Below are 18533 nucleotides of genomic sequence, written 5' to 3' on the forward strand. Positions count from 1 at the left end.
GTGGTCCATACGGTCCCGAGGCCGGTGGGTGCCTGGCAGGCGCCTTCGCCGCGCTCGCTCCCGAGGAACGGGTCCAGCTGACGACCTTGCTCGGGAAGTTTCTCGCTGCCTGAGGGGCATCCGAGTGGTCACGTTCCCGCGCTGCGCGCGTGCGAGATTCGCGTGTGGAGGGAATTCCGTGGAACGGGGTTGCCCGACGCGCTGAATTTCCCTGCCCCGGACCGTCTTACGAGGTAGGTGGTGCGGACACCGTGCCCTCGGAACAGAAGGAAGCCGGCCATGTCGATCCGGAGATCGTTGCAACAAGCTCGGCGCGTGCACTCGAAATTGGTGCAGGCGCATCGCGGTCGGGACGATGAGCGCAGCGCCCTGCACCGCCGTCGGGTGGCGCAGGACGCGTGGCGTGGCGCTCGCTGAGAGCGGGACCGATCGGCTCAGTCGTGACCGGCGGCCGCCAGACTCGGCTCGGGCTCGGGTGCTGCCGGGGTGGGGCGGGGCCGCAGGGTCAGGGCCAGGACCGCGGCTCCCGCGAGCGCGAAGACCATGGTCCAGACACCGCCGACGTGCATGGCGTGGATGAAAGCGTCGTCCGCGGCGTGGGACAGGTCGGCGCGGTTGATGGCGGCGGCCACATGGCGCGCCTGTTCGGCGGATACCTGGGCGGGTTCGCGGGCGGCGTCGGGCAGGCCGGTGAGCGCGGCCTGGATGCCGGTCCGGTAGGTGATGGCCATGATGGTGCCGCCGAGTGCGATACCCAGGACGCTGCCGGTTTGCCGGACGGTATTGGTGACGGCCGATCCCGCGCCGGCGCGGTCGAGCGGGAGTGTGCTCATGAGGGCGCTGGTGACCGAACCGATCACCATGCCGATCGAGAAACCCTGTGCCGCAGCCAGTGCCACATTCCAGAGGATGGGCGTGTGCAGTCCGAAGAAGACCGCACTGCCCATGCAGAGCGCGCCGACGGTGAGGGCGGTCGCGGTCACCGCGCGCAGGGAGAAGCGGCGGACCAGGCGGACGCCGAGCGGACCGCCGATGATCACGCCGACGGCGGCGGGGGAGTTGATCAGACCCGCCGCCAGCGGTGAGAAGCCGCGTGCGCCCTGGAGGTAGAAGGCCGCGTAGAAGCCGGCGGCGGTCATGGCCATGAACAGCAGGCCCAGGGCAGCGTTGCCGCCGCCGAAGACCCGCTGGGCAAGCAGTCGAGGATCGAAACTCGGCTGCCCGGAACGCAATTCGACGATCACGAACGCGGCGAGCAGGGCCAGTCCGGCGGCGATGGGCGCCCACACCTGTACCGGCGTCCATGCGGCGACCTGACCGGCACGGATGAGCCCGTAGGCGAGTGCCGCCAAGCCGCTCACCGAGAGCGCCAGCCCGCCGAGGTCCAGCGGCCGCGGCGTTGGGCTGCGGAAGTTCGGGACCAGTGCCGCGATCCCGATCAGTGCGACCGCGACGACGGGCACGTTCACGAGAAACACCGAGCCCCACCAGAAGCGGTCGAGCAGCAGCCCGGCCAGCAGCGGCCCGGCCGCCAGTCCGACACCGGCGGAGGTGGAGAACAGCCCGATGGCCGACGCCCGCGCCGGACCGGTGAACGTCCAGGTCACCGTCGCCATGGTGGCGGGCATGATGAGCGCGCTGCCCACACCCATGACCGCACGCGCGGCGACGAGCCCGGCGGGATCACCGGCGTAGGCCGCCCAGACCGAGGCGGCGGCGAAGACGATCAATCCGGTGACGAGCACGGTCCGGTGCCCGTAGCGATCACCGAGCGCCCCGGCGGTGAACATGAGCGCGGCGAACACGAGCGTGTAGGACCCCGAGGCCCATTGCAGCTGAGCGGGATTCGCGCCCAGTCCGCGCACCGGATCGGCGAGGGTCTCGAGCGCGGTGGCGAGGATGGTGTTGTCCAGCCAGATCAGCAGGGAGGACAGCAGGAGAACGGCGAGGATGAGCCGCCGCCGGGATCTCGGCAGCGTCGCGGGCATGGTCATGGATGCCTTCGATAAGATTGGTAGGAACCTGACGATCGCCAGTGTGCGTGATTGTCAGGAACCTGTCAATCTTTGGAAAGGGTTGTCGCGGTGAGCTGTTCCGGATCGCAGGATGGATCCCTGACCTTCATGGTCCGCACGGTGTGGTTGAGCATGCGTTCCGCGATCGGTGAGGAACTCAAGGATTTCGGCCTCACGACCTCGCAGTATGCGACGCTGATGATGACGCAGGAACAGCCCGGGAAGTCGGTCACCGATATCGCCCGCGATGTCGGCAGCACCCGGCAGGCCGCGAACGAGATGCTCGGCGGCCTGGAGAAGGCAGGCCTGATCGAGCGCCGCGTGCACCCGACCGACCGCCGGACCCATCAGATCTACGTGACCGACGCGGGCCGCACCGCGTACACCGAGGCCCATGCCGCCGTCGGCCGCCGCGAAGCCGAACTGGAAGCCGGATTCACCCCCGAGCAGCGCGCGGCGGTCCGGAAATGGCTCAGCGGCATGGCCGAAGCCTGCCGCTGACCCGCGCCGATCCAGCCGCCAGACGCAAGTGGCTTTCCGCGATATGGAAAATTCCGCCGCCAAAGGATCGTCCTGATTCGAACCCTTCGGCGAGTACGACCGGCCGCCTTATGCCGAGGCCCACATCGGCCGCTACCGTGAGCAGCTCGGCTGGGGGAGAGGCCGCACACCCGGCAGTCTGGTCGCGATCGGGCCGCCTCTCCCGCACGGCACTCCGCCGCCCTGTCTGCTCGAGCGGGGCCGTGTGGTTCGGTGAGGGGGGACAGCGGTCACCGCAGGGCGAGGGCGAGGAAGAAGTCGACGCGATCCTCGAGCCGGGACAGGTCGCGGTTGGTGAGTTCCTCGATGCGCTGAATGCGGTAGCGCAGCGTATTCACGTGCAGGTGCAGCAGATCCGCGCACTTGGTCCAGGACCCGGACACTTCGAGGAAGGTCTCGAGGGTGTGCACCAGATCGGCGCGATTGTCCTGATCGTAGACGCGCAGTGGATCCAGTAGCCGCACCCGGAACATGCGCCGGACCTCGTCGGGGACGCTGGCCAGCAGCAGCATGTGGGTGGCGAGTTCGTCGTGGCGGACCACACTGGTGGGCTGCTGCCGTTCGGCGGCCATGCGCCGGGCGTAGCGGGCCTCCTCGACCGCGCCGCGCAGCCCCTCGCCGTCGACCGCGCCGCTGATGCCGACCGAGAGCCGGCTCAGTTGCAGCCCGGGTTCGAGGGCTTCGATGGCCCGATGGATGCGATCGTCCAGGGCCCTGTCGTCACCGAGGGCGACCAGCAGGATGACCTCGCCGTCGACCACCCCGATGGCAGGGCTTCGGCCATAAAGGATTTCGCGCAGCACGGCGCGCAACTCACCGGGCCGCACGGCCCCGGAGTCCGCGGTCGCGGCGACCGCGAGGTACCGGTCGGACAGTCCCAGCCCGGTCAGCTCCAGCCGGGAGATGATGTCGGCGGATTTGGCGTCGGACATGATCAGCTCGATCAGTTCCTGGGCCAGTCGTCCCTCGGCACTGTGCCGATCGTCCTGCCGGGCTCGTTCCAGGGACACCACCGCGGCCAGTTCCCCGATGAGGGCCCGCCGCTCCTCGGGCCAGTCCTTGTAGTCGCTCTCGAACACCAGGAACCAGTCCGCGATGCGCGAGGTCCCGTCCGCGTCCACCGCGAACAGCGAGTACCGCACCTGATCGTGGGAAAGCACATGCGGCAGCCGCCGCGCGCCCAGGAACGCCGACCGCACCTGGTCGGGCAGGTCCCGGGTCGGCCCGGCCACCACGCGGCCGAGCGCGGACACCACCCAGCAGCGCGTGCCCAGCGTGCGATGCACCAGGTCGAGCACCGAACCCAGCCCGCCGCCGGACACCAGTTGCCGGTGCCGGTCCAGGATCGCGCTCAGGTCGGCGGCCCGTCCGGACGACAGTTTCCGGTTGATCTGCTCGGTGACGGTGGCGAAGGCGATCTGCTCCGCGACCCGGAACAGCGGGATTCGGTGTTTCTTACAGGCCGCGACGAGATCGTCGGGAGCTCCGCCGTACAGCGCGTCACCGGCGGCGAGCGCTGCCACCCGGGCGCGGGCGAGCGCGCTCACGAAGGTCTCACTGTCCTCGGGGGAATGCCGCCATTGCAGGCCGGTCAGGACGAATTCGCCGCCGGAGAGGTATCGACCGGGATCGAGCATGTCGGTGGTTACCACCCAGCGTACGAAGCGGTCCAGCTCGTCTTCTCCGGTGACGAGCCGCAGGCCCAGATCGTGCATGGTCAGCAGGGAACGTAACCGCATGATGCCCGAGGCTAACAGTCGGTGACGGCCCGGTTACCGAACTTGGATGTAACTACGAACCCGCCCCTGTGAAGCAGGCCACAGGTTCGGAGGTCTCGTCCTTTCGGGCCTGACCACCCGCCGGGTTAAGTGGTTGACACAGCCAATGACGGATGGAGGTCGGATGTCGAGTCGCCTGGAATGGCTCGGTTCGCTGCCCCTGGAAGAGGCCGAGACGCACCTGCTGACCTGCAATGCATCGCGGACCTGGGCACGCAGGATGGTTGCGAACAGGCCGTACGCGGACGAGTCGAGTCTGATCGCCGCGGCGCTGACCGGGGTCACCGAGCTGAGTTGGATCGATGTCGAGGAGGCGCTGTCGGCGCACCCGCGCATCGGGGAGCGCACGGCCGCCGCCCACCGGTCCGAGCGTGAGGCGAAGTGGTCCGCCGACGAACAGTCCGGAGCCTCCGCCGCCGACGATCAGGTGAAGGCCGACCTGGCCTCCTGGAACGTGACCTACGAGGAACACTTCGGCCACGTCTTCCTGATCCGGGCCGCCGGGCGCAGCGCCACCGAGATGCTCTCGGAGCTCCAGCGCCGGCTCGGCAACTCGGTCGCCGACGAGCAGTTGACGGTCCGCCGCGAGCTCGCCGACATCACCGGCCTGCGGATCCGGAAACTCCTGGAGGACAAGTGAGTTTGTCCACCCACGTGCTCAATGCCGCGACCGGACGCCCGGCCGCGGGCATGGCGGTGCGGCTGGAGAGCGCGGCGGGGGAGATCCTCGCCGAGCGCCACACCGATGACGACGGTCGGGTCGAGGATCTACCCGCCCCGAGCGCCGGTGCGCACCGCCTGATCTTCGACACCTCCGGTGTCAGCCCGTTCTATCCCACGGTGACCATCGATTTCCTGGTCACCGATCCGGATGAGCACTACCACGTACCCCTGCTGTTGAGCCCCTACTCCTTCTCTACGTACCGGGGCAGCTGAGTGCTGTCGTACCTGCGTCGAACCGATATCTAGAGGATTGCAATGGATTTCCTACAACCGGGAAGCTGGGCCGAAGCGCTCCAGCTGAAAGCGGAACGCCCTGAGGCGGTTCCGATTCAGGGCGGCACCGACGTGATGGTCGAGCTGAACTTCGACCGGCACCGTCCGGCCGCCATTCTGGACCTGAACCCGTGCCGTGAGGTCTTCACCGTCGACGAGCAGGAGGACGGCCGGATCCGGCTGGGTTCCGGCGTCCCGTTCGTGAAGATCATCAATCGGTATCAGGACCGGCTACCCGGTCTGGCCCAGGCCTCGCGCACTGTGGGTTCTCCGCAGATCCGCAATCGCGGCACCGTCGGCGGCAATCTGGGCGGCGCCTCGCCCGCCGGTGACGCCCACCCGGCCCTGCTGGCCGGCAATGCCGTGGTCGAGGTCGAGTCGGCCGCCCGCGGCACCCGCATGATCGACATCGACGACTTCTACGTCTGGGTCAAGAAGAACGCGCTCGAACCGGACGAGCTCATTCGCGCCGTGTGGCTGAAGCCCGCCAGCGGCCCGCAGTACTTCTCGAAGGTCGGCACCCGCAACGCCATGGTGATCGCTGTGTGCTCGTTCTCCGTTGCGCTGCACGCGGATTCGCGGACCGTCGGCGCGGGCATCGGCTCGGCCGGTCCGACCCCGATCCGTCCGGTGGAGGCGCAGGACTTCCTGGCCGCCAACCTGGACTGGGACAACGGCGGCGCGCTGAACGACGAGCTGGCCCGCGAATTCGGCCGTCTGGTCGGCGCCGCGGCCAAGCCCATCGACGATGTGCGCGGCACCGCCGACTACCGCCGGCACGCGCTGTCGGTGATGGCCCGCCGGACCCTCGGCTGGGCGTGGAACGACTACACCGCCGAGAGGAGGGCGGCCTGATGCGTATCAACTTCACCGTCAACGGATCCCAGGAAACCGCCGACGACGTCTGGGAAGGCGAGAGCCTGCTGTACCTGCTGCGTGAGCGGGTCGGCCTCCCCGGCTCCAAGAACGCTTGCGAGCAGGGCGAATGTGGTTCCTGCACCGTCTATCTGGACGGCACTCCGGTCTGCTCGTGCCTGGTGGCCGCAGGCCAGGTGGAGGGCCGTTCGGTCCGTACCGTCGAGGGCCTGGCCGACGGCGACAAGCTGGACCCCATGCAGCGGGCTTTCGTGGAGGCCGGCGCGGTCCAGTGTGGTTTCTGCACACCGGGTCTGATCGTGCAGGCGCACGACCTGATCGATCGGGTGCCCAACCCGTCGGACGTCGAGATCCGCGAGGCGCTGGCCGGAAACCTGTGCCGCTGTACGGGTTACGAGAAGATTCTGGATGCCGTTCGCCTGGCGGCCGAGCGAAAGGCTGCCGCCGAATGAGTACTGCATCGCGAAGCGATTCCACCCCGGGCGGCGGTGGGGCGACGGGTGGGCACAAGCTGGTCATTGAAAACGCCTATATCGCACCGGTTGTCGGTGCGGAGATCCCGAACGGCTATCTGGTCGTCGGCGACGACGGCCGGATCGAAGCTCTCGGTGCAGGACCTGCGCCGATGGTGGTGGGTGCTGAACGCCTCTCCGGCACCGGCTGCCTGGTGACCCCGGGCCTGGTGAATACCCACCACCACCTCTACCAGTGGGCCACCCAGGGCCTGTTCCAGGACGCCACCCTGTTCGAGTGGCTGACCGGCCTGTACCGCCTGTGGGCCACCATGGACGCCGAGATCGTCTACGGCGCGGCGTCCGCCGGTCTGGGCTGGCTCGCGCTGACCGGCACCACCACCTCCACCGATCACCACTACGTGTTCCCCAAGGGCCGTGGTGATCTGTTCGAGGCCGAGGTGCGCGCCGCTCGCGAGCTGGGCATTCGCTTCCATCCGTGCCGCGGGTCCATGGACCGCGGCCAGTCGCACGGTGGCCTGCCGCCGGACGAGGTGGTCGAGAACCGCGAAGAGATCCTCCTCAACACCGAGGAGATCATCCGCACGTACCACGACCCGTCCTTCGACTCCATGCTGCGCGTGGCCGTCGCCCCCTGCTCGCCGTTCTCGGTGTCCGAGGGTCTGATGGTCGATTCGGCCGCGCTGGCCCGCCGGCACGGCGTGCGCCTGCACACCCACCTCGCCGAGACCCTGGACGAGGAAGAGCACTGCATCGAGCAGATGGGTTGCACCCCGGTCGAATACATGGAGAAGCTGGGCTGGCTCGGTGACGATGTGTGGTTCGCCCACGCGGTGCACCTGCACGACAAGGACATCGCGGCGTTCGCGAAGACCGGTACCGGTTCGGCGCACTGCCCGACCTCGAATGCTCGCCTGGGCGCGGGCATCGCGCGAGTGATGGACCTGCTGGCCGCCGGCGCGCCCGTCGGCCTCGGTGTGGACGGCGCGGCCTCCTCCGAGCTCACCTCCATGGCCGGCGAAATGCGCCAGGCCATGCTGTTCCAGCGCGCCGTGCACGGCCCCCGCGCCATGACCGCGCGGCAGGCCCTCGAGGTCGGCACCCTGGGTGGCGCCCGGAACCTGGGACGGCAGAACGAGATCGGTTCCCTCGAGGTGGGCAAGCTCGCCGATATCGCGGTCTGGAAGGTGGACGGCTTCCGTGCCGCCATCGAGGACCCGGTGTGCTCGCTGGTGTTCGGCCCGCAGCCGCCGCTGGCACGCCTGCTGGTGGGCGGCAACACCGTCGTGGAGAACGACGAGCTGAAGACCATGCCGCACGACGCGGTCGGCCAGGCCGGCGTAGCCGCGCGCAAGCGAATCATGAAGCAGGAGAACCGATGACCATCACACGCACCACTCGGTTCCCCACGGATGTGGCGGTCCCGGGCAAGGGCGGGATCGGCGAGAGCCCGCTCCGCCCGGACGGCACCCTCAAGGTGAAGGGCGAATTCGCCTACTCCTCCGACCTGTGGATGGACGGCATGCTGTGGGGCGCGACTCTGCGCAGCCCGCACGCCCGCGCCAGACTCGTCAGCGTCGACACCAGCAAGGCCCTCGCCATGACCGGCGTGCACGCCGTGCTCACCCACGAGGACGTGCCGGGCCGCAAGGTCTACGGCCTCGACCACACCTGGGACCAGCCGGTACTGGCCTTCGACGAGGTGCGCCACCACGGCGAGGCCATCGCCCTGGTCGCCGCCGACCACCCCGAGATCGCCCGGCGCGCCGTTGCCGCCATCGAGGTGGAATACGAAGTGCTGGAACCGATTACGGACCCGATGGCCGTGGTCGAGGACCCGGTCGGGCTGGCCGTGCAGTCGCGCGGCGGCATCGCCCGCTACCAGCCGGTTCGCTCCGGCGACATCGAGATCGGCAAGGCCCTCGCCACCGTCGTGGTCTCCGAGGAGTTCGAGGTCGGCATGCAGGACCAGGCCTTCCTGGGCCCCGAGTCCGGCATGGTCATCCCGAACGAGGACGGCTCGCTCGACTTCTATGTCGCGACGCAGTGGCTGCACTGGGACCTCACCCAGATCGGCCCGTGCCTGGGTCTGAACGAGGACCGGATCCGCATGACCATGTCCGGCGTCGGCGGCGCCTTCGGCGGCCGCGAGGACCTGTCCATGCAGATCCACGCCGGCATGCTGGCCATGCGCACCGGCAAGCCGATCAAGATGATGTACAACCGCGAGGAGTCGTTCTTCGGGCACGTGCACCGCCACCCGGCGAAGATGCGCTACGAATTCGGCGCCACCGCGACCGGAAAGATCACCTACGCCAAGGTTCTCATCGTTCTCGACGGCGGCGCGTACACCTCGGCCACCCAGAACGTGATCGGCAATGCCGCCTCGCTGGCGCTGGGCCCCTACGAGGTCCCGCACCTGGAGATCGATGCCTACGGCGTCTACACCAACAACCCGGTCTGCGGCGCCATGCGCGGATTCGGTGTCGTGCAGGCATGTTTCGCCCACGAGTCCATGATGGACAAGCTCGCCGAGGCCCTCGATATGGATCCGGTCACGGTCCGCCAGGTCAATGCCGTCTCCCAGGGTTCCACGCTCGCCACCGGCCAGGTCGTGCACGCGCCGACCCCGCTGAAGGAGATGCTCGACAGCCTGCGCGACATGGAACTGCCGGAGTCCGTGGACACCTCGGACATCCGCAACCTGCCCGGCGGTGCGTCGCAGACCACCCACGGCGAGGGCGTGTACCGCGGTGTCGGCTACGGCGTCGGGATCAAGAACATCTGCTTCTCCGAGGGTTTCGACGACTACTCGACCGCCCGGGTGCGCCTGGAAGTGATCGGCGGCGAGCCGGTCGCACTCGTGCACACGGCCGGCGCGGAGGTCGGCCAGGGCCTGATCACGCTCGAAGCGCAGATCGCGCGCACCGAACTCGCCATCGAGCGGGTGGTCAGCCACCCCTCCGACAACAATGTCGGCAGCTCGGGTTCGTCATCCGCCTCGCGTCAGTCGTACATGACCGGCGGCGCGGTGATGACCGCCTGCCGGGCGGTGGCCGACGAGCTGTTCGTGCTGGCGCGCAAGAAGTTCGACGTGCACGGCTTCATGCGGCTCGAGGGCGGCAAGGTTGTCAAGAACAACGGTGAAGTGGTCGCGACCATCGAGGATGTGCTCGGCGACGACGTCATCGATCTGACCCGTGAATACCATCACCAGCCGACCACCGGTATGGACAAGGTGACCGGTCAGGGCTCCAGCCACACCCAGCTCGCGGTCTGCGTGCACCGGGCCGTGGTGGATGTCGACACCGAACTCGGACTGGTCAAAGTCGTTGCCCTGGACGCCGTTCAGGACGTCGGCAAGATCATGAACCGGCTTTCGCTGGAAGGCCAGATCCACGGCGGCTCCATTCAGGGCCTGGGTCTGGCGGTTATGGAGGAAATTCAGGTCACCAACGGCAAAGTGCGGAACCCGTCCTTCACGGACTATCTGATTCCCACCATTCTCGATACACCCCCGCAGAAGCTGGAGATCCTGGAGAACCCGGACCCGCACGCCCCCTACGGCCTGCGCGGCGCGGGTGAACCGCCCACTCTCTCCTCCACGCCTGCGATCGCCTCAGCGATTCGCGATGCCTGCCGCAAGCGGGGCGGCACCGGAAACATCAACCGTGTGCCCGTGCGTCCGGAAGACATCATCCGGAACAGTTGATTAACAGGGGCAGATCGCGCTTCTCGAAATGGTGGAGCGCGATAGGGACCCCACAACAAGCATCACCGAATCCGCGGCCCGGGACACCCCAGCACCCCGGGCCGCTGGTCGGCTACGCCCATAGGAGGGCAGCCATGACCCAGACCCAGTCACCGATCACCACCCCGGAAACGCGGGGTTCTGCGCTCGAAAAGTTCTTCAGGCTATCGGAGCGCAAGACCACCATATCGCGTGAAATCCGTGGCGGCATCACTACATTCGTCGCTATGGCGTATGTCATATTGCTGGTCCCGCTAATTCTCGGCGGCGTCACCGACGCGCACGGGGACAAACTCAGCATCGCTCAGCTGACCACCACGACCGCCTTCTCCGCCGGCCTGACCACCGTCCTCATGGGCGTGGTCGGCAATGTGCCCCTCGCATTGGCCGCCGGCCTCGGTCTGGTCCCCGTCGTCGCCTATCAGGCCGCACCCCATATGACCTGGCCGCAGGCCATGGGCCTGGTGGTGCTGATGGGCATCGTCATCGTCATCCTGGCCGCGACCGGCCTGCGGACGATGATCATCAATGCCATTCCGCTGGCCATGAAGAATGCCATCGGCGTCGGCATCGGCATGTTCATCGCCATGATCGGCCTGGTCTCCTCGGGCGTGGTGGGACACGGTGCGCCCGGCGGGCCACCGGTGACACTGGGAGTCGAAGGGCATCTGTCCGGTTGGCCCACGGTGATCTTCGCGGTCGGCCTGTTGCTGATGCTCGCCCTGTTCATTCGCAAGGTGCCGGGCGCGATCCTGATCAGCATCGCCATCTCGACCGTGCTGGCGATCATCGTCAACGCCATGGCGACCATCGACCCCAGGTCGTGGGGCACCGTCGTGCCCGAGAAGCCGAAATCGCTGTTCGCTTCCCCGGATTTCGGCTTGATCGGCCACATCGACCTGTTCGGCGGCTTCGCCACCGCGGGTGCGGTGACCGCCACGGTGGTGCTGTTCACCCTGGTGCTGACCGGCTTCTTCGATGCCATGGGAACGGTTTTCGGCGTCTGTGACGAGGCGGGCCTGGTGGACGAGAAGGGTCAGGTGCCCGGCATGGGCAAGATCCTCACCACCGACGGTGTCGCCCAGATCATCGGCGGCCTGTCCGGCGGCGCGGGATCCACGGTGTACGTCGAGTCGGCGACGGGTGTCGGTGAGGGCGCCCGTACCGGTCTGGCCAGCGTCATCTCCGGCGGATTGTTCTGTGCCGCCATCTTCTTCACCCCGATCGCGGCCGTGGTGCCGATTCAGGCCGCCGCTCCCGCCCTGGTGCTGGTCGGCGCGCTCATGATGACGCAGGCCCGCAAGATCGACTGGAACGATCTCGAGGTCGCCGTACCGGCCTTCATCACGATCGTGCTCATGCCGTTCACCTACTCGATCACGAACGGTGTCGGTGCGGGCCTGATCGCCTACGCGGTGATCAAGCTCGCTCGCGGTAAGTACCGCGAAATCCATTGGCTGGTGGCCGTGGTGAGCGTCGTCTTCGTCGCCTACTTCGGCATCAACGGCATCGAATTGGCCCTGGGAGGCTAGTCATGCGCGACATCGCGGCACAACTCTTGGAATGGCATGCGGCGGGCAAGGATTACGCCGTGGCCTCCATCATCGGGATCGGCGGCTCCGCGCCCCGCCCGATCGGCGCGGCCCTGGCCGTGGATGCCGACGGCACCGTCATCGGGAGCATCTCCGGCGGCTGTGTCGAGGGCGCGGTCTACGAGTTGTGCCGCGAGTCGCTGCGAACGGGAGAGCCGCTCCGGGAGACCTTCGGCTACAGCGATACCGACGCCTTCGCGGTCGGATTGACCTGTGGCGGAACGATTCAGGTGTTCGTCCAGTCGGTGACCGAGTCCAATCGCGATGCGGTGGAGAAGGTCCTGCGAGCTGAGGGGGAGGCCGTGGCCATGGTCCGCGACCTCGACAGCGGCGCCGTGATGGCGCTGGGCACCTGGTGGACCTCCGGAGCCGAATTCGACGAACGGGTGGTGGCCGAAGCCCAGGCCATGCTCGACGCCGGCACGACCGCGGTGCGCACCATCGGGTGCGGCGCTCAGTCCGATGGGCAGCCCGCTGCCGCGTCCGATGGGCAGCCCGCTGCCGCCGAGGTCACGGTGTTCGTGGAATCCCATGTGCCGCCGCCGCGGATGATCGTCTTCGGGGCGATCGACTTCGCGGCTGCGGTCGCCGGCATCGGCAAGTTCCTCGGCTACCACGTCACCGTCTGCGACGCGCGGGAGGTCTTCGCCACCCGCGCCCGCTTCCCCGCCGCGGACGAGGTGGTCGTGGAATGGCCGAACAAGTATTTGGCGCGGACGCGGGTGGATGCCCGGACCGTGCTGTGTGTACTCACTCACGACGCCAAGTTCGACGTGCCGCTACTGGAGGTGGCGCTTCGCCTGCCGGTGGCGTTCGTGGGTGCGATGGGATCCCGGCGGACGCACGAGGACCGTCTCCAGCGGCTTCGTGCGGTCGGGATGACGAATGCCGAACTGGCGCGGCTGAAGTCGCCCATCGGACTCGATCTCGGCGGGCGCACTCCGGAGGAGACAGCCGTCTCCATCGCCGCCGAGATCGTGGCGGTCCGCCGTGGGGGCACCGGAATGCCTCTGGGCACCTACGGCGGACCGATCCATCGCGATGCGATCGCGGTGCCGGAGGTGACCGTCCCGGACTCGCCGGACGCCCTGCGGCTCACCGCCTGAAACTTCTGTCGACCGAAAAGGACCCACGGCCATGCCTTTGATCTTCCTGAATGGGGGTGCCATGCGCGGCGGTCCCCTGAACCACCTGCTCGAGGGCGCGCCCTGCGCCGGGGAGGTCAGGACTGCGCCGTACTACCGGTTCTACTCGGTCGGCGATCGCTTCCCCGGCCTGCATCCGGTGGCCTACGGCGGCGCGCCCATCGCGGGCGAGCTGTTCGAGGTGCCGATGGAGGTGCTGCGCACCCGCCTGCTCCCGGCCGAGCCGCCGGAGCTGGAACTGGGTGTGGTTGCCTTGGACGACAACCGCTCGGTGCTGTCCATGCTGTTGCGCCGCCCGATCATTTCCTACCCGCAGCTCATCGACATCACCGATTTCGGAAGCTGGCACACCTATAGGGAGGAAACGGCCCGATGAAGTACACCGCCGACGGGGCTCTGCGGAAATTCGACGTGCACTGCTCGATCCTGTTCACCGATCTGCCGCTGCTGGAACGTCCGGCGGCGGCGAAGGCAGCGGGGTTCGACGCGGTCGAGTTCTGGTGGCCCTTCGGCGAGAACCCGGTGCCCGGGGACAAGGAGGTCGACGCGTTCGTCTCCGCGGTGTTCGACGCCGGGGTGCAGCTGGTCGGATTGAACTTCATCGACCTGGTGCCCGCCGGGCGGGGACTGGTGTCCGTGCCCGGGCGGGAGGCCGAATTCCGGGACAATATCGACGTCACCGTGGGGATCGCCGAGCGGCTCGGATGCCGGTCGTTGAATGCCCTGTACGGGAACCGGATTCCCGGTGTGGACCCGGCGGCGCAGGATGAGCTGGCTTTGGAGAACCTGCGGCTGGCCGCGCGTGCCGCCGCGGGCATCGAGGCACAGGTGGTGCTGGAGGCTTTGAATTCCATTGAGTCGCCGGACTATCCGATCGTCTCGGCAGCGCGCGCCCTGCGGGTTATCGATGCGGCGGGCGAACCCAATCTCCGGTTCCTCTGCGATCTCTACCATCTCGCGCGCATGGGTGCGGATCTGTTCGGCGTGATCACCGAGTACGCGCCCCGGATCGGGCACGTGCAGATCGCGGATGCGCCCGCGCGCAGCCGGCCCGGCACCGGAACCCTCGATTTCGAGGCCCTCTTCGCCGCCCTCGACGCTGCCGGATACGACGGCTGGATCGGGCTGGAATACCAGGACCCCGACCGTGATTGGAGCTGGATCGAGTGAGCGTCGTGCCGAGCGGGCCGGGATCGTGGACATCGCGGGGGCACTGTGCGTCGGCGCTCCCGCCCGGCTGGGTGGTGGAGCGGTTCACCGTGCAGCTGCCGGTGAGTCGGACGCGGCCGGGGTCCGACTTCACGGTCCGGGAGCCGCCGACCGATGAGGGGCCGGCGGCTCCCGCGCTTCACCGCGTCAATGCCCGGTCGATGACCACGGCATAGATCGCTGTCTCCCAGGGCTCCGGCTCGGCACCCATGAGGATCTCGTCCAGGAGTGGCGCTCGCGCCAGGCTTCCCGCGCCGTAGTGACCGGAGGCGCGCGCACTGGCGATGACCGCGTAGACGACCGTGGCGTACACCTCGGCCCGCTCCGTGAGCACGACACCGGTCTTCGCCTCGAAACGCCGCAGCCGATCCTCGACCGCGTCGATCACATCCCGCAGCGCTCGAATCTCGATGTCACTCTGGTCGTCCACGTCCCACCCCTTTCGGTCCGCGGTGCGGCCTGTCGAATAGAAATGTCCTGGCCTGCAACTTGATCGGGCAGATCATGATCGGGCACTCGGCGTGCGCCCGCTGCGCGGCGAGCGCATCGGAAACGGTCATCCTCGGCAGCGCACGGTGACTGGATAGCGGAAGGTCGAACATCGTTGGAACCTCCCCATATTCGGGATTGCGACCCCACCAGCAGACCATCAGCGACCGCTCCGGACCGGCAATTCGGGAGAATTCGGGTAGATCAAGTCCGAACCCACTACTTCCGTACCTCGAGAATCGTCACTTTGTCATTGTTCTGGCCGAACGTTGTCATGACATCGGCATTGTGGAGGGCCTTGAAGACCCAGGGCATGGTGGATTCGGATTCGGAGATCAGGGTGGTCTGGGAGAGGGCCAAATAGTCGATGCGAGTCCAGCTCCCGAGCCATTTCGTGACGGCGGGGTCGGAGTCGACCTTGTAGACCCAGACGTTGCCGTTCCCGGAGAAGCCGGCGTTGTGGAGGTCGAGCCAGAGTTCGCCCTCGGAGACGAGGACGGCGTTGTGGGGGACGTGGGTGGCGAGCCAGGTGACGACCTGGCGTTCGGGGCGGTCGGCGTCGGCGGTCCACTGGTAGCGGAGGGTATTGGTCCAGTGGTCGGTGAGGCCGGGGAGAACGGACAGGACCGAGGCGACGACCAGGACGGTGCCGAGCAGGGCGGTGGTGGAGCGCCGGGTGGCGAGATCGGTTCGGCGCGGGGGTGATTCGAGGATTGCGCCGAGCGTGTCGGGGGTGAAGACGTCGCGGGGCCAGAGGGTGTCACCGAGACCGGCGAGGGCCAGGGCCATGAGGGGGAGCAGGGTGTCGATGTACATCGAGGGGAGGTAGCCGGTGCGCAGCAGGGTGGCCAGCTGGAGCAGCACGGCGAGCATGAGGGCTCGATAGCGGGTCACGGTGAGCAGGGCGACGGCGGCGAGGCTGCCGCCGATCGGGAGCAGGGTGTCGAGATTGAGCCAGCTGTCGACGAGGTTACGGGCATCGCTGTGGGGATCGAAGACACTGCCGCTGCCCTTGCGGGCGTGCAGCTGCCACTCGATGGCCTGGATCAGGGAGACGTGGCCGGGGCCGGGGATCAGCTCGTTCTTGAGGATCGCGTACAGCGGGTAGAGGGCCGCCGTCATGGTGAGGACGACCGCGAAGGACACCCACGCGTAGCGCCGATTGGCGGCCGGGCGGTAGTTCTGCCATAGGGCGTAGAGCAGGGCGGGAGCCACTACCGCGAGGGTCTCCTTGGTTTCCACCGTGACGGCGAAGCAGACCGCGGAACCCACTGCGGCACTCCACTTCCGGCGCGGGGACAGGGCCAGCAGGAAGGCGGCCAGCAGCCAGGGCAGCGCGATGTTGTCGAGCAGGACCAGGCGGCCGTAGTACATCGCCAGCGGGCTGAAGACGAACAGCAGCACCGCCGCGGCCGACCAGGCGCGGCGCATGCCCAGGCGGCGGGCCAGCAGGAAGATCAGCACGCAGGTCGCGACGCGCAGCACCACCATGAATTCGCGTCCGGCCACGGTGGTGTCGCCGGACCAGCGTTGCAGGCCGCGGGTCAGCTCGAACCAGATCGACATCTGCAGCCAGCCCAGCGGCGGATGGTCGTACCAGTAGGTGTAATTGGCGAGGGCGTGCAGGTTGGGGACGGCCCACGCCTCGGCCACGTAGACGCCCTCGTCCTTGAAGCGGAGGGGGTATCCGACGAGGTTGATCGAGGTGACCACCGCGCACAGCGCCGCCAGGGCGGTGATGAGGGCCAGGGTGAACCTCCGGCGCTCGGTCAGCGTCGAAATATGCTGGCCCAGAGCGGAAATACGCCGGCGCGCGGTGTATCCGGTGGCCTCCGGATCGCGGGTGCCGACCGCGGTGCTCATGCGGCGTCCGAGGTCGGCGCCGGCTCACCGGCGGGGCTCTGGAAGTGGTCGCCGACGTGGGCGGTCTTGTCCCAGCCGAGCCGCCCGAGCGCGTACCACACCACCGATTGGATTGCGGCATAGGACAGGACGAGCTGATACGGGTAGAAGGTGAGCGCGAACAGCACGTAGACGTGCCAGGGGACCGGGCGCTGATATGTCTTGCCGAACTCGTGGAGGTGCAGCATCTGCAGGGCGACGGCCAGGGCGATCGGGATCGCCGGCACGCACATGGCGACCGCCAGCGGCGCGGGCGATTTGATCCAGAAGACGGTGGCCAGCGTCAGCGGCAGTACCGCGAAGGAGATGGTCTGGAACAGGCTCATGGACAGGATCTGCGCGGCGATCACCCGCTGCCCGAAGGTCGGCAGCGAACGCCAGTTGCCCGCGACGAAGCTCTGGAGGAAGCCGATGTTCCAGCGCCGGCGTTGCTTGATCAGCGTGGCCAGGTCGGGTGGTGTCTCCTCGCGGGTGGTGAGACCCGGGTCGTAGAAGGTGAGGGTGCGCGCGCCGTGCACAGCGGTCGCGCGGACGCCGAGCTCGCAGTCCTCGGTCAGCGACATGGGCCAGGCGCCGGTCTCGGTGAGCAGGCCGGTGCGCAGGAACACCGTATTTCCGCCCAGCGGCATGAAGCCCTTGTCGGATTGGTAGCGCATCTGCGAGGAGAACCAGCGCTTGTACTCCAGCAGATTGTGCCAGGAATACCAGCGCAGCAGCCGCTGCCGGAAACGCTGGAGACGAGTGCCGGTGAACTGCGGATCCATCAGCTGGATGCCGCCCTGGATGATGGCGACACCGGGATGATCCTGGAAGGCTTGGTCGACCGCACGCAGAAGGCCGGGCGCGGCAATGGATTCCGCATCGAGAACGGTGAAAACCGTGAATTCCGAACACAATCGCCAGAATGCGTGATTCAGCTGTTGCGGCTTGTTCGGCGGGCGATCGCCCAGCGGGTAGACGATCAGCCGGATCGGGCCGTCCGGGAGCGGGCCGGGCAGGTCCGCGGGCAACGGCTCAGCGGTGAGTTCGCCGTCGAGGGTCCGGCGCATCTGCTCATACGATTCGCCCTGCGCCAGGCCGGCATTCACGATGCGACCGGTGATCGCCGCGACCTGGGCGGTCTCCGGGTCGTCGTCGTTGACCACCGCGATGACCCGGTGCCGGTCATGGTCGCGCTGCGTCCACACCGTAGTGAGCAGCGTGTGCGCCAGCACGTCCGTCTCGTGGCGGGCGGGAATCAGCACGGCGATGGACTCCGCCGCGGGCCCGCCCGGCGCGGCCAGCAGCAATTCCCGCTCCAGTCCGCCCTCGCGCTGCATGTACACCAGCGAGATGAGGAACCATGAGCTCATCACCAGCGTGAACGCCGAGAACGCGACGCTCAGCGCCACCAGGAAGGCGTGAAAACTCCCGGCGCACACCAGGACCACCGCCAGGCCCACCGGTACCGCGCCCGCCGCGGTCAACAGCTGACCCCGGCCGATCTTCCGGCTGCGCTCCCCGTGCACGAGATGTGCTGCGCGCGTGCGTGGTGGCGGGGCTTCAACAGACACAACGAATCCCTCACTGCGGCAATGCGAATCAATCAATGCCGAACGGCCACCCCCGACAGCAGCCCCCGAACTGCGAACCCGGGCTGCGGATCGGTGCCGTGGCACCCGGGTCGTGAAACCGGCGACTCTGCCGGTGCTCCGGATCGTAGCAAAACCGTTGCGGGAGTGCGTGTCGAGCGAATCTGCGATGTATCGGCCTCGAATCGGTCACCCG

16 protein-coding genes are annotated in these 18533 nt (G+C 67.9%); 11 read left to right on the forward strand and 5 right to left on the reverse strand.

Annotated features, from left to right (window positions below; all coding sequences use genetic code 11):
• Window positions 1–434 precede the first annotated feature (434 nt).
• The gene (locus ACIRRA_RS10560; RefSeq protein WP_402765822.1) at window positions 435–1994 is read right to left on the reverse strand and encodes an MFS transporter; all 1560 of its coding nucleotides are present in this window, start codon (window positions 1992–1994) and stop codon (window positions 435–437) included.
• A 153-nt stretch (window positions 1995–2147) separates the two neighbouring features.
• Between ACIRRA_RS10560 and ACIRRA_RS10565 the strand changes: the two genes are divergently transcribed.
• Window positions 2148–2516 (forward strand): MarR family winged helix-turn-helix transcriptional regulator, encoded by a 369-nt coding sequence (locus ACIRRA_RS10565; RefSeq protein WP_402765825.1) that lies wholly within the window; start codon window positions 2148–2150, stop codon window positions 2514–2516.
• A gap of 269 nt (window positions 2517–2785) precedes the next feature.
• Here ACIRRA_RS10565 and ACIRRA_RS10570 read toward each other — a convergent pair whose 3' ends face one another.
• Window positions 2786–4294 (reverse strand): PucR family transcriptional regulator, encoded by a 1509-nt coding sequence (locus ACIRRA_RS10570; protein ID WP_402765828.1) that lies wholly within the window; start codon window positions 4292–4294, stop codon window positions 2786–2788.
• 163 nt (window positions 4295–4457) lie between these two features.
• On the opposite strand from ACIRRA_RS10570, the gene uraD reads away from it, so the two are divergent.
• From uraD to ACIRRA_RS10620, 10 genes are all read left to right on the forward strand, one after another.
• Entirely contained in the window at window positions 4458–4973 is a 516-nt protein-coding gene (uraD, locus tag ACIRRA_RS10575; protein WP_402765831.1) for a 2-oxo-4-hydroxy-4-carboxy-5-ureidoimidazoline decarboxylase, read from the forward strand.
• Window positions 4970–5269, forward strand: a complete 300-nt coding sequence (uraH, locus tag ACIRRA_RS10580) for a hydroxyisourate hydrolase (RefSeq protein ID WP_357003445.1) — start codon at window positions 4970–4972, stop codon at window positions 5267–5269. Before uraD ends, uraH begins: the two co-directional genes overlap by 4 nt.
• 42 nt (window positions 5270–5311) lie before the next feature.
• Window positions 5312–6184 (forward strand): FAD binding domain-containing protein, encoded by an 873-nt coding sequence (locus tag ACIRRA_RS10585; RefSeq protein WP_402765834.1) that lies wholly within the window; start codon window positions 5312–5314, stop codon window positions 6182–6184.
• Window positions 6184–6657 (forward strand): (2Fe-2S)-binding protein, encoded by a 474-nt coding sequence (locus ACIRRA_RS10590; protein WP_402765837.1) that lies wholly within the window; start codon window positions 6184–6186, stop codon window positions 6655–6657. The genes ACIRRA_RS10585 and ACIRRA_RS10590 overlap by 1 nt, the downstream gene beginning before the upstream one ends.
• Window positions 6654–8060 carry an 8-oxoguanine deaminase gene (locus ACIRRA_RS10595; protein ID WP_402765840.1) on the forward strand — a complete coding sequence of 469 codons (1407 nt, stop codon included), beginning with the start codon at window positions 6654–6656 and terminating at the stop codon, window positions 8058–8060. Before ACIRRA_RS10590 ends, ACIRRA_RS10595 begins: the two co-directional genes overlap by 4 nt.
• The gene (locus tag ACIRRA_RS10600; RefSeq protein ID WP_402765842.1) at window positions 8057–10390 is read left to right on the forward strand and encodes a xanthine dehydrogenase family protein molybdopterin-binding subunit; all 2334 of its coding nucleotides are present in this window, start codon (window positions 8057–8059) and stop codon (window positions 10388–10390) included. Before ACIRRA_RS10595 ends, ACIRRA_RS10600 begins: the two co-directional genes overlap by 4 nt.
• Window positions 10391–10524: 134 nt before the next feature.
• Window positions 10525–11961, forward strand: coding sequence for an NCS2 family permease (locus ACIRRA_RS10605; RefSeq protein ID WP_402765844.1), 1437 nt, complete (start codon window positions 10525–10527; stop codon window positions 11959–11961).
• A 2-nt stretch (window positions 11962–11963) separates the two neighbouring features.
• A complete protein-coding gene (locus ACIRRA_RS10610; RefSeq protein WP_402765847.1) occupies window positions 11964–13127 on the forward strand; it encodes an XdhC family protein in 1164 nt (387 codons plus the stop codon).
• Between the two features lie 31 nt (window positions 13128–13158).
• Window positions 13159–13542 carry a gamma-glutamylcyclotransferase gene (locus ACIRRA_RS10615; RefSeq protein WP_402765850.1) on the forward strand — a complete coding sequence of 128 codons (384 nt, stop codon included), beginning with the start codon at window positions 13159–13161 and terminating at the stop codon, window positions 13540–13542.
• Window positions 13539–14336, forward strand: a complete 798-nt coding sequence (locus ACIRRA_RS10620) for a hydroxypyruvate isomerase family protein (protein WP_402765852.1) — start codon at window positions 13539–13541, stop codon at window positions 14334–14336. Before ACIRRA_RS10615 ends, ACIRRA_RS10620 begins: the two co-directional genes overlap by 4 nt.
• Before the next feature lie 178 nt (window positions 14337–14514).
• Here the strand turns inward: ACIRRA_RS10620 and ACIRRA_RS10625 are convergent, their stop codons facing one another.
• From ACIRRA_RS10625 to ACIRRA_RS10635, 3 genes are all read right to left on the reverse strand, one after another.
• A complete protein-coding gene (locus tag ACIRRA_RS10625) occupies window positions 14515–14805 on the reverse strand; it encodes a hypothetical protein (protein ID WP_402765854.1) in 291 nt (96 codons plus the stop codon).
• 278 nt (window positions 14806–15083) lie between these two features.
• A complete protein-coding gene (locus ACIRRA_RS10630; protein ID WP_402765857.1) occupies window positions 15084–16727 on the reverse strand; it encodes an ArnT family glycosyltransferase in 1644 nt (547 codons plus the stop codon).
• Window positions 16724–18319 (reverse strand): glycosyltransferase, encoded by a 1596-nt coding sequence (locus tag ACIRRA_RS10635; protein WP_402765859.1) that lies wholly within the window; start codon window positions 18317–18319, stop codon window positions 16724–16726. The genes ACIRRA_RS10630 and ACIRRA_RS10635 overlap by 4 nt, the downstream gene beginning before the upstream one ends.
• Between the last annotated feature and the right edge of the window lie 214 nt (window positions 18320–18533).

Source organism: Nocardia sp. NPDC101769, assembly GCF_044766925.1.
In the GTDB taxonomy this organism is placed as follows: domain Bacteria; phylum Actinomycetota; class Actinomycetes; order Mycobacteriales; family Mycobacteriaceae; genus Nocardia.